The organism is Corallococcus sp. AB049A (genome assembly GCF_003668885.1).
Classification (GTDB): Bacteria; Myxococcota; Myxococcia; order Myxococcales; family Myxococcaceae; genus Corallococcus; species Corallococcus interemptor.
Genome location: NZ_RAWL01000299.1, coordinates 1 through 10,805, shown reverse-complemented (window position 1 = coordinate 10,805; position 10,805 = coordinate 1). Strand labels below are relative to the sequence as shown.

Genomic DNA, 10,805 nt, shown 5'->3' with positions numbered 1-10,805 from the left:
GGGGGAGACGGAGACGACCTCCACCTCCGCCACGTTGCGCAGGGCGGCCTGGATGCCGGTGTCGCCGACGCCGGTCTCCACGTCCACCTGGATGTAGCCGTCCGGGATGCGGCCGGCCTTGAGTTCCTCCAGCGGCGGGCGCAGGTCCACCAGCGTGCCCAGGGTGGACAGCCGCTTGTGCACGAGGAACGCGCGCACACCCGGCACCTGACAGGTGGGAGAGATGCGCAGGCGCACGGACCAGCGGGGCGCGCCGGACTTGCCATCCGCCACGCTGGTGACGGCCTTGAGCCCGGAGGTCAGCGCCGCCACGGGCGAGGAAGGGTCGCTCTCCGGCATCACCGCCAGGGTGCGCGCGGAGGGGGCGCCATAGAGGGCATCCGGGCCGCTCAGGTCGCGAGGCGGCATCAGCGTGGCCGGAGGCATCACCGCCAGGGCGGAGGGCACCGTCGCACCGGAAGCTCCCACGCCCGTGTCACCGCCGGACGGACCCGCGCCCGAGGCCGGGGCCGCCGAACCCGACGCACCGGCTCCCGAGGCACTGGCCGCACCGCCCGGACTTCCCGAGCCCGAGGCCGAGCCCGAGCCCGAGGCCGGACCGGCCGCGCCGCCCGGACTCCCCGAACCCGAGGCGCCTGACGGGCCCTCTCCGCCTCCCGAGCCCTCGCCGTCGTCTCCGGACGGGGTCGCGGGCTTGAGCGCGGTGACCTGGGCCACGCGGGTCGCGGCGGGGGCGTGGCCGGTGAGCGCCTCCACGCGGGCGCCCAGCTGCTGGAGCAGCCCCGCGGCCTGCTCCGGCTCGCGGCTGGACGCGACGGCGCGCACCTGGGCGGTGAGCGTGTCCGCGGCGTTGAGCAGCAGGTCCACCAGGTCCCGGTCCAGGAGCTTGCGGTCCTGCCGCACCGCGTCCACCAGGTCCTCCACCCGGTGCGCCAGCATCGCGATGGGCTCGAAGCCCATGGACGACGCCATGCCCTTCACCGAGTGGGCGTGCCGGAACATCGAGTCCACGGTGCTGGCGGTGGCCTCGCGCTCCAGCGCCACGAGGTCGCGCCCGAGCGCCTCCAGGTGCTCGGTGGCCTCCGAGATGAAGAGGCCCAGGTACCGGGACATGTCCATCGTCATGACCCGGCACCTCCTTCACAGGCGGAAGGCAAGGCCGCGACCCGGGCGGGAGCGGCCCCCTTCGCCCCGGTTCAGGCCTCGCCCAACACCTTCTTGACGACCGCCAGCACGTCCTCCGCCCGGAACGGCTTGACGATGAAGTCCGAGGCACCCGCCTCGATGGCCTCCATCACCAGGCTCTCCTGCCCGAGCGCCGAGCACATGATGACGACCGCGCTGCTGTCGGCCTTGATGATTTCCCGCGTGGCTTCAATGCCGCTCTTGAAGGGCATCACGATGTCCATCGTCGTGAGGTCCGGCTTCAACTCCTTGAACTTCTCCACGGCCTCCAGGCCGTTGGCCGCCTCACCGACGACCTCGAACCCTCCAGACGCAAAGATGTCCTTGATCATGTTGCGCATGAAGATGGCGTCGTCGACGACCAGCACCCGCTTAGCCATGTGAAGAACTCCGCCTCCGTTTCAGGCCTAGAGGGAGCGCACCCTATCACCGGCCGTTTCCGGGGGGCTACTCACTTGGAGGGAGTGAACAAGGCAACGACCGCCGCATCAAGTCCTTCCGGATCCAGCACGGTCACTCCCAGACCGCCCAGGCGGGCAACGCCGCGAACCGCGGGCATGACCTTGCCCGGCGCGGCGCTGACGCGCTCCACCGCCTCGATGCCGTCCACGTCCGTCACCAGGAGACCCAAGTCCCTGCGACCCCGGTCCAGTAGCACGACCCGGCACAAAGGCGTGGGACCTTCTGGCAGGTGTAGCAACTGGCGCAGCTCCACCACCGTCACCACCCGGCCGCGCAGGTTCATCACCCCGGTGATGGCGGCGGGGGCGCGGGGCACCCGGGTATAGCGCTCCGGGGGCACGACGACCTCCCGGACGGCCGACAAGGGCAACCCGTAGCGTTCCTTCTCGACCCGGAAGATGACGTGCCGCACGGTGAGGGCCCTCGTGCCGGAAGGACGGGGGCGTCAGGGCCCCAGGCGGAAGCTGCGCACCACGCTCTGCAGCTCCACGGAGAGGTTGGTCAGCTCGCTCGCCAGGGACGTCATCCGCGACACGGCGGCCGTCTGCTCCTGGATGACGGCCTGGATGGCCTCCGTGGAGCTGGCGTTGTTCTTCGCCACGAGCTTGATCTCCTCGATGGCCTTCACCATCTCCTCGCTGCCCTTCATCTGGTCGCGGGTGCTGTCGGAGATGAGCGTCACCTTCTCCGCGCCCTTGCGGGCGGTGTCGGTGATGGCCCCCATGGAGCGCATGATGTCGGTGAGGTCCTCACGGCCCTCCGCCAGCTCCGCGATGCCTTCCTTCATGGCGCTCACGACGGAGGTGGACTGACCGGAGATGTCGCGCGCCAGGCGCGAAATCTGCTCCGCGGAGCGGCCCGCGCTCTCCGCCAGCTTGCGCACCTCATCCGCCACCACCGCGAAGCCGCGGCCGTACTCGCCCGCGCGCGCCGCCTCGATGGTGGCGTTGAGGGCCAGGAGGTTCGTCTGCTGCGCCACCTGGGTGATGGCGTCGACGATCTTGGAGATCTCCTGCGTCTTCTCGCCGAAGGCGAACACCTGCTGGCTGGCGGACTCGATGCGGTTGAAGACCTTCTTCACCTTGTCGCCCGCGAGCCGCGCCGCCTTGGAGCCGTCCTCCGCGCTGCTGCTCGTCTCAGCGGACGTGCGGGCCGCGTCCAGGGCGCTGGCCGCCGTGCGCTGGATGCTGCCGGCCATCTCCGTGATGACCTTGGAGGCCTGCGACACGAGCTGGGACTGGGTCTCCGCGCCGCTGGCGATCTTCTCCATGGACGAGCCCACTTCCTCCGTGGACCCGTTGACGTTCTCCGCGCTGCGCTGCAGGTCGATGGCGGTGTCCGCCACGCTCTTGGCGGTGTCCTGAATCTTGCCCACCAGCTCGCGCAGGTTCTCCTGCATGCGGGAGATGGCGCCCGTCAGCTCGTCGATTTCGTCGCGGGTGCTGTGCACCTCCGCGGCCACGGGCTTGGACAAATCCCCCTGCGAGATTTCGAAGGCGGAGCGGCTGAGCACCTTCACGCGGGTGACGCGCGCCAGCAGCGACGGCAGGAACGTGGCGCCGCCGAAGGTGATGAGCACGCCCACGCCCACGCGGATGATGAAGGCCCAGCGGCCCCAGGACGCGTCGAAGATGCTCTCCGTGCAGAGCAGCCACGTGCCCAGCAGCAGGCCCAGCAGGATGTAGCCGGTGGTGATCTTCCGGTGCAGGGACTGCTCGCGGACCACCTTGGGGCCCTCGACGGCGCGCAGCAGTCGCTGCACCGGCTCGCGTCGGGGGGTGAGGCCAGAGGAGGGGTCGTCGCGAAGGGGGCGGCGCACGGAGTGCTTTCAGCTGGGAGGGGCGGAAAACAGCCCAGGGGTTTAGCCTTGCTGTCCGGTACGGGTCAATCATCCGGCCGGATCTGCCTGCCTGACCGGGCGAAGTGGTCGAATCCCCCTGGCGGGGTCAGAACGTGCCCCCCCACGTCCCGGATTCGCAACGTCCGCTCCCGGGTGAGCACGCCCATGCGCGTCACCTCCTGCCCGGAGCGGGCGCACGCCCGCTCGAACGCCTGCCTGCGTGAAGGTGGGACGGCGAGCAGCAGCTCGTAGTCCTCCCCTCCCCGCAGGGCACCCTCCGGCCCCAGCGCCGCGCGCACGGCGGGCGACAGGGGCAGCCGGTCCAGCGCCAGCTCCGCGCCCACGCGGGACGCGGCGCACAGGTGGCCCAGGTCCTGCGCCAGCCCATCCGACACGTCCATGCCGGCGGAGGCGAAGCGCGCGGCCAGCTTCCCCAGGGCGATGCGGGGCTCGGGGCGGCGCTGGCGCTTCACGGCCAGGCCCCGGCGGACCCCGGCCTGGAGCTGCTGGAGGCCCAGGCGCGCGTCGCCGAGCGTTCCGGAGACGTAGAGGAGGTCCCCGGGCCGGGCGCCCGAGCGGGTGATGGGCGCGTGGGACAGCTCTCCGGTGACGGTGAGGGTGACGGACACCTCGCGCGCGGAGGTGAAGTTGCCGCCCACGAGCATGATGCGGTGGGCCTTCGCGAGCGCGGCCATGCCCCGGCCCAGCGCGGAGACCTCGCGGGCGGGGAAGTCCCGGGGCAGCGCGAGCGCGCAGACGAACCAGCGCGGCGTGGCGCCCATGGCCGCCAGGTCCGACAGGTTCACCGCGAGCGCCTTGTGGCCGATGTCCGCGGCGGAGAACGTCGCGCGGGTGAAGTGCACGTCCTCCACCACGGCGTCGGTGGTGACGCACAGCGCGCCCCTGGACGGAGCGAGCACGGCGCAGTCGTCCCCGGGCCCCACCGGCACCCGCGCGCGCGGGAAGCAGGCGAGGAAGCGTTGGATGAGGTCGAACTCGCCGGGCATGGCGCACTGAAGACCACGCCCGCGCCGGGGGACGCAATGACGACCCGCGAACGGGCGGGCGCCGGCAGGCCCCATTGCGTTGACGGTGTCAGGGGGCCCAGGCATAGGACAAAGAGTGTCTTCCTCCGCCACACCCATGGACCTGCGCCGCCGGCTGGTGACGGAAGCGCTGGGGTGCGCGCTGCTGGTGGTGGCGCTGGAGGGCTCTCACCACGTCGCGGAGCACCTGGGCGCGAGCGCCACCGAGGGACGCCTCTTCATGTCCCTGTCGTGCGGCGCGGTGCTGGCGTGCCTCCTGTGGGTGCTGCGTCCGCTGTCGGGCGCGCACCTGAACCCGGCGCTCACCTTCGCGGACGCGCTGGGGGACCGCACCCCGTGGCGCGAGGTGCCGCTGTACGCGCTGGCGCAGCTGTCCGGCAGCCTGGTGGGGCGGCTGGTCGCGCACCGCATGTGCAACGAACCGCTGCTGCTCACGGCGAAGATGCCCGCGGCGGACGGGGCCCGGTTCCTCACGGAGATGGTGGCCACGTTCGGGCTGCTGGTGGTGGTGCGCGGCTGCGTGCGCACGCGCCCGTCGGCGACGCCGCTGGCCATCGCGGGGTACGTGGCCGCGACGGTGTGGTTCACGGACTCGCGCTCGCTGGCGAACCCGGCGCTGGTGCTGGCACGCGCGGCCAGCGCGCACGTGGGCGTGATGAGCCCGTGGGAGGTGGAGTCCTTCATCGCGGCGCAGCTCCTGGGCGCGGCGCTGGCGGTGTTCCTCTTCCGGTGGCTCCTGGGCAGCCCGCGGAAGGCCGCCGTCACGGAAGTGGAGACCCTCGTCTTCGAGTGCGCCGAAGCAGGCCCCGCGCACCTGGCCGCCGCCCTCTTCAACACGCTGGCGCATCCGGACCGGGCGCGAGCGGTGGTGTCGCCGCCGCCGGGCGCCGGGCTGGATGACGGACCGCCACCGGCCGTGGACGCGCTGATGCGGGAGGCGAACCTGCGCCCCGCGCCCCTGCGCGACCGGACCGTCCCCGCCGCCCACTACGTCCTCATCGACGTCACCGGCCACGCCCCGGGCATGGACGCGCGCGTTCGCGAGCGCTGGTCGCTGTCCACGCTGTCGCTGAAGGACGAGGCCGGAGCGAAGGCGTTGCAGGCCGCGCTGCGGCCCCGGCTGCACCAGCTGCTCGCGAAGCAGGGCTGGGAGCGGCTGCACGTCATCAGCGGCGGCCCCGCGCCTGAAGGTCCCCGCGCCCTCACCTGACGCGTGACGGGGTGCGGCGTTGACGTCCGCCCCACAGGCGAGCAGAGAGAGATGGGAGAGGGATTTCACATGATGGAAGGACTGCCCCCCGTCGTCTCCTGGCCCCCGCTGCAGACGCTGATGCGGCTGACGCTCGCGCTCGCGGTGGGGCTGTTCGTCGGCCTGGAGCGCGAGTGGCGTGGCAAGGAGGCCGGCCTGCGCACGTTCGGCTTCGCGGCGCTGCTGGGCGGCATGGGCGGCCTGCTGGGCCCGAACTTCGCGCTGCTCAGCCTCGCGCTGCTGGGCGTGCTGCTGTGCTTCCTCAACTGGCAGTCACTGCGCGCCAACGGCGGCGCGGAGCTGACCACGTCCGCCGCGCTGCTCGTCACGGGCTTCGCCGGCGTGCTGTGCGGCCTGGGCCACACGGTGACGCCCGCGGCGGTGGGCGTGACGACGGCGGGCCTGCTCGCGTGGAAGGAGCGGATGGCCACCTTCAGCCACAAAATCACCGCCGAGGAGCTGCGCAGCGCCATCCTGCTGGCCATCCTCGCCTTCGCCATCTACCCGGTGCTGCCCGCGCAGCCGGTGGACCCGTGGGGCCTCATCGAGCCGCGCGCCGCGTGGGTGACGGTCATCCTCATCGCGGCCATCGGCTTCGTGAACTACCTGCTGTGGAAGATGTTCGGCACGAACGGCGTGGAGGTGACGGGCTTCCTGGGCGGGCTCGTCAACAGCACCGTCACCGTGGCGGAGCTTGCCAACCGCGTTCGCGAGACATCCGGGCGCCTGCTCGACGTGGCCTACCGGGGCGTGATGCTGGCCACCGCCGCCATGGCGCTGCGAAATGCCGTGCTGCTGGGGCTCCTGTCCTTCCGCGCGCTGGTGGACTCGGCCATCCCGCTGGTCCTCATCCTCCTGTCCAGCACGGGCCTGGCGCTGATGCGCTCACGCACGGAGGCCATGCCCGGCGCCGAGCCTCCCGCCCTGCCCCTCAAGTCGCCCTTCTCCCTGCCGTCCGCGCTGAAGTTCGGCCTCATCTTCCTGGCGCTCCAGGTGGTGGGCACGGTGGGCCAGACGCTGCTGGGCCGCTGGGGCTTCTACGCGGTGAGCGCCGTGGGCGGCCTGGTGTCCAGCGCGTCCGCGGTGGCGTCCGCCGCGTCGCTGTGCGCCAACGGCACCATCTCCCCCACGACGGCGGGGGTGGGCGCCATCATCGCGTCGCTCGCCAGCGCCGCCATCAACTTCATCCTGGTGGCGCGCGTGTCCGAGCAGCGCTCGCTCACGCTCCGGCTGGGCCGCGCGCTGGGCGTGGTGATGCTGCTGGGCCTGGTGGGCGCGCTCGTGCAGACGCGGCTGCCGGAGTTCCTTCCGAACAATCCGGGCAGCCCGGGGCTCATCGAGCCCCACCAGCCCTGAGCGTCAGAAGCGGTCCGGCTCCGGCATCGGCGGGGCGGCCGTCAGCCCGCGCTCCTGCATGGGCGGGTGCAGCGGCAGCTGGACGATGAAGCGCGAGCCGTGGCCGAACTCGCTCTCCACGCGCACGCGGCCGCCGTGGCCCTCCACCAGGCTCTTCACGATGGCCAGGCCCAGCCCCGCGCCGCCAAACTCGCGCGTGGAGCTGCCGTCCACCTGGTAGAAGCTCTGGAAGATGCGCTCGAACTCCTCGGCGCGGATGCCCACGCCGGTGTCCTCCACGCTGATGCGGTAGCCGGGCACGCCCAGCTCCTGCTGCATCGCCGCGTCGGACAGCGTCACCTTCACCCGGCCGCCCGCGGGCGTGAACTTCACCGCGTTGGCCAGCAGGTTCACCACCACCTGGCGAAGCTTGTCCAGGTCCCCCGCCAGCCGGGGCTGCGGCGTGTGCGGCAGCCGCACCTCCAGCTCCAGGCCCTTTCTCTGCGCCTGCGGCAGCACGCTGGAGACCGCCGTCTGGATGACGTAGCCCGGGTCCACCGGCGCCATGGACAGGCGCAGGCGGCCGGCTTCAATCTGGCTCAGGTCCAGCAGCGAGGAGATCATCGAGAGGAGCGTCTCGCCCTTCTCCACGATGGTGCGCACGTACTGCAGCTGCTCCGGGTTGAGCGGCCCGGCCAGCCCCTCCGCCATCATCTCCGAGTAGCCCAGGATGGACGCGAGCGGCGTGCGCAGCTCGTGGCTCACCGTGCCCAGGAAGGTGGACTTCAGCCGGTCCAGCTCCTTGAGCCGCGCGTTCGCCTGGAGCAGCCGCGCGTTCTGCGCCTCCAGCTCGCGGTGCACCTCCAGCGTGGACTCCAGGTGCAGGTGCGTGGCCAGGTACGCCTTCTGCCCGCTGGCCACGAGCGCGCCCAGCACCTGGCCGAAGTGGCCCAGCACCTGCGCGGCGGTGCGCTCCGGCACGCGGCGCACGCGGCCCAACAGCTCCTGCGCGCGCTCCAGGTCCAGCCCGTGGATGCTGGTGAGCGTCTCCGGGAAGTCCGTCAGCTCCTCCGGCGTGAAGGGCCCCAGGATGACCCGGCCCAAGAGGTCGCCGTCCCAGCGCACCGGCATCACCACGTAGCGCAGGCCGGTGAAGCAGGTGAGCGCGATGAGGCCCGCCGCTTCGGACACGTCTCCGTCCGCCACGCGCCCGCCGGCCTCCGGCAGCACGGGGCCGTCCTTCACCCGGCCCACCATGGCGGTGCACGCGTGGCGGCCATCCGGGAAGGAGAAGACATAGGCGCAGAAGTCGCCGTGGCCCACCTTCACGTCCGCCAGCTTGTTGCCGCGCGTGTCCAGGACCTTGATGCCCACGCGGTACAGGTCGCTGAAGCCCTTCACCACCTCCGTGAAGGACGGCAGGTCCAACAGGTCCCCGAGCGTCAGCCGCCGCTGGAGCGCGGACTCGCGCCGGGGCACGCTCGCGGTGTTCCGGGGTCCTCCGCCTGACGCGCCGGTCATGGCGCCCTCCCGCTCTCCCTGCCGCCGGGCACCGCGCCGGGACCGTACCGTCCCTCCAGCGCCGTGCCGCTCAGGTCGATGTGACGGAAGATCTGCCCCAGGAATTCCTCTTCGCTCAGCCCCACGTTGCGCGACAGCTGGGCCCGGCCCTCCAGCGCGCGCCAGGCCGTCTGCACCACGGCGTGGAAGGTCTCCACCACGCCCTCGCCCCGCACGGCCACGGAGCCCACCACCGGCTGGCTGCCCCGGCGCTGCACCTCCGCCAGCTCCTCGTCCGTCAGGCTGTCGGGCAGGTCGCGCTTGTTGAACTGGATGACCACCGGCACCTGCGTGGGGTCCAGCTCCATCTCCCGCAGGTTCTCCTGCAGGTTGCGCCAGTAGGCGTTGTTCTCCTGCGCCGCCCCGCGCCGGCTGTCCGCGATGAAGACCACCGCGTCCGCGCCCTGCAGCACCACCCGCCGCGTGGCGTTGTGGATGACCTGCCCGGGCACCGTGAAGAGCTTCACCTTCACCTTGAAGCCCGTGGAGGTGGAGAAGAAGACGGGCAACAGGTCGAAGAAGAGCGTCCGGTCGTCGTGCGTATCCACCGACAGGAGGCGCCCTCGCACGTCCGGCCGCGCTCGCGCGTGCAGCTTGCGCAAGTTCGTCGTCTTCCCGCTCAAGCCGGGGCCGTAATAGACGATCTTGAGCGTCAGCTCGCGCTGGGCGTGGTTGAGTTGCAAGGGGAAGAACTCGGACCGAGGGGGACCCGGACAGGGGTTTTATAATGGCCCCACGCTCCGCGCGGAAGGCCGCTTGCAGTCCAGACAGCGGGCCGGGACATGTCTTCCTGGAATGACGCTCCCTCACGCGACGTTTCGAGAGATTCCTGCTCCCCGCCCGGGAGGAGGACGTCTCCCCACACGGAAAACAGGACAATGCGCGCGGAATGATCGCGTGCATGGGTACGGGGGGACCGGTTAGGATCGCGGACGCGACGGAGGAGCAAGGCGATGACGATGAAGCAGGTGGACCCTGGCGTCGAGGTGGCGGCCCCCACGCCGGTGCTGGAAGGAGCGACGCTCCCCAACGATGTGGTAACCGGGGTCAAATTCGGTCCCCCCACCGACGAGGACCTCTCGACGGTGTCGGGCCTGCGCGCCAACTCCGAGCCGTGGAAGGGCCGGGGTGAGACGCAGGAGGAGAGCCTCAAGGCCCTCACCCAGCTCAAGCCGTTCCTCCACGTGGCGCGGCTGCAGAACCAGGTGGTGGGTTACGTGACGGTGGAGCGCGACGGCCCGGTGCCCGGCGCGGCCTACCTGCGCAACATCGTGGTGAAGCCGGAGCTGCGGCGCCACGGCGTGGGCGCCATGCTGCTGGACAAGGCGCTGGACGTGGCGCGCGACATGTACCGCAAGACCATCGCGCTGCGCGTGGACCCGGCGAACGCGCCGGCGGTGGGCTTCTACCGCAAGGCGGGCTTCACCACGGTCGCCACGGTGGTGTCCAAGAAGTCCGGCAAGCTGCGGCTCCTGATGTCGCGCGAGCTGTAATCCGCCGCCCCCCCACACCCAGGGTTGGATCCGACGGGAGGGGCCCTCACACGGCCGCTCCCGTCGTGCGTTTGGGCACATGCCCCCAAGGTGACCTGGAGCGCGGCGGTCGACTATCCTCGCGGGAGTTTCCACCCCGCCGGGCCTGACGCGCGGCAGCGGTGGGGCCTCCCCCCTGAATGAAACCGCTCGCGGAACTGCTGCGTCATCTGTCGCGTCCTGGAATCACCGAGCTGGCCCTGGCCAGCGGCCGTCCTCCGATGGTGCGCGGCGCCAGCGGCTACGAGCCCATTGATCCCGGCGCCCTCTCCACCGAAGAGCTCGCGAAGGCCCTCCAGGCGATGGTGGGCGCGGCGCGCGCGTCCACCGTGTCGGAGACGCCGGTGCAATGGACGGTGAACGCCACCGGCCTGGGCGCCATCACCATCGCGGCGGTGCGCCGGGGTGAGCTGATGAACGTGCGCCTCACGCGCGCCGCGGAAGGGGCCGCGCAGGCGGCGGCTCCGGCGGCCGCGGCGGCTCCAGCACCGGCTCCGGCTCCAGCGGCCGCGCCCACGCGCACGCCCTACGCGGGGATGCCCGCCGTGTCCGCGCCGGCCGCGCAGCCCGCCGCCGCCGCGCGAAGTGTTCCCGCC

Annotated in this window: 10 protein-coding genes and 1 pseudogene; 4 read left to right on the top strand and 7 right to left on the bottom strand. The window is 71.7% G+C overall.

The window, feature by feature from the left end:
* The 5 genes from D7X55_RS27135 to thiL form a co-directional block, all read right to left on the bottom strand.
* Positions 1-1,125, bottom strand: a 1,125-nt coding sequence (locus tag D7X55_RS27135) for an Hpt domain-containing protein (protein WP_199747154.1), incomplete at its 3' end; no start/stop codon positions are given.
* A gap of 71 nt (positions 1,126-1,196) precedes the next feature.
* Positions 1,197-1,565 (bottom strand): response regulator, encoded by a 369-nt coding sequence (locus D7X55_RS27130; protein ID WP_014400067.1) that lies wholly within the window; start codon positions 1,563-1,565, stop codon positions 1,197-1,199.
* A 71-nt stretch (positions 1,566-1,636) separates the two neighbouring features.
* A complete protein-coding gene (locus D7X55_RS27125; protein WP_014400068.1) occupies positions 1,637-2,059 on the bottom strand; it encodes a chemotaxis protein CheW in 423 nt (140 codons plus the stop codon).
* 33 nt (positions 2,060-2,092) lie between these two features.
* Positions 2,093-3,466, bottom strand: a complete 1,374-nt coding sequence (locus D7X55_RS27120) for a methyl-accepting chemotaxis protein (protein ID WP_120551718.1) — start codon at positions 3,464-3,466, stop codon at positions 2,093-2,095.
* 65 nt (positions 3,467-3,531) lie between these two features.
* Positions 3,532-4,494, bottom strand: coding sequence for a thiamine-phosphate kinase (thiL, locus tag D7X55_RS27115; protein ID WP_121724577.1), 963 nt, complete (start codon positions 4,492-4,494; stop codon positions 3,532-3,534).
* Between the two features lie 115 nt (positions 4,495-4,609).
* Here thiL and D7X55_RS27110 point away from each other — a divergent pair, with 115 nt between their 5' ends.
* A complete protein-coding gene (locus D7X55_RS27110; RefSeq protein ID WP_306437751.1) occupies positions 4,610-5,743 on the top strand; it encodes an aquaporin in 1,134 nt (377 codons plus the stop codon).
* 69 nt (positions 5,744-5,812) lie between these two features.
* Positions 5,813-7,138, top strand: a complete 1,326-nt coding sequence (locus D7X55_RS27105) for an MgtC/SapB family protein (RefSeq protein ID WP_121724575.1) — start codon at positions 5,813-5,815, stop codon at positions 7,136-7,138.
* 3 nt (positions 7,139-7,141) lie between these two features.
* Here D7X55_RS27105 and D7X55_RS27100 read toward each other — a convergent pair whose 3' ends face one another.
* Both D7X55_RS27100 and D7X55_RS27095 read right to left on the bottom strand, forming a co-directional pair.
* Positions 7,142-8,638: an ATP-binding protein gene (locus tag D7X55_RS27100; RefSeq protein WP_120551722.1), complete on the bottom strand. Its 1,497-nt coding sequence runs from the start codon at positions 8,636-8,638 to the stop codon at positions 7,142-7,144.
* A complete protein-coding gene (locus tag D7X55_RS27095; RefSeq protein WP_120551723.1) occupies positions 8,635-9,360 on the bottom strand; it encodes an ATP/GTP-binding protein in 726 nt (241 codons plus the stop codon). The genes D7X55_RS27100 and D7X55_RS27095 overlap by 4 nt, the downstream gene beginning before the upstream one ends.
* A 270-nt stretch (positions 9,361-9,630) precedes the next feature.
* Here D7X55_RS27095 and D7X55_RS27090 point away from each other — a divergent pair, with 270 nt between their 5' ends.
* Both D7X55_RS27090 and D7X55_RS27085 read left to right on the top strand, forming a co-directional pair.
* Positions 9,631-10,170, top strand: a complete 540-nt coding sequence (locus D7X55_RS27090; protein ID WP_120551724.1) for an N-acetyltransferase — start codon at positions 9,631-9,633, stop codon at positions 10,168-10,170.
* Positions 10,171-10,349: 179 nt separating this feature from the next.
* Positions 10,350-10,805, top strand: a pseudogene (locus D7X55_RS27085) (twitching motility protein); the annotation flags it as partial.

Excerpts from the sequence above, each read along its gene's own strand:
- thiL (WP_121724577.1), bottom strand. The coding sequence starts at position 4,494 with ATGCCCGGCGAGTTCGACCTCATCCAACGCTTCCTCGCCTGCTTCCCG.
- D7X55_RS27130 (WP_014400067.1), bottom strand. The coding sequence starts at position 1,565 with ATGGCTAAGCGGGTGCTGGTCGTCGACGACGCCATCTTCATGCGCAAC.
- D7X55_RS27090 (WP_120551724.1), top strand. The coding sequence starts at position 9,631 with ATGACGATGAAGCAGGTGGACCCTGGCGTCGAGGTGGCGGCCCCCACG.
- D7X55_RS27100 (WP_120551722.1), bottom strand. The coding sequence starts at position 8,638 with ATGACCGGCGCGTCAGGCGGAGGACCCCGGAACACCGCGAGCGTGCCC.
- D7X55_RS27105 (WP_121724575.1), top strand. The coding sequence starts at position 5,813 with ATGATGGAAGGACTGCCCCCCGTCGTCTCCTGGCCCCCGCTGCAGACG.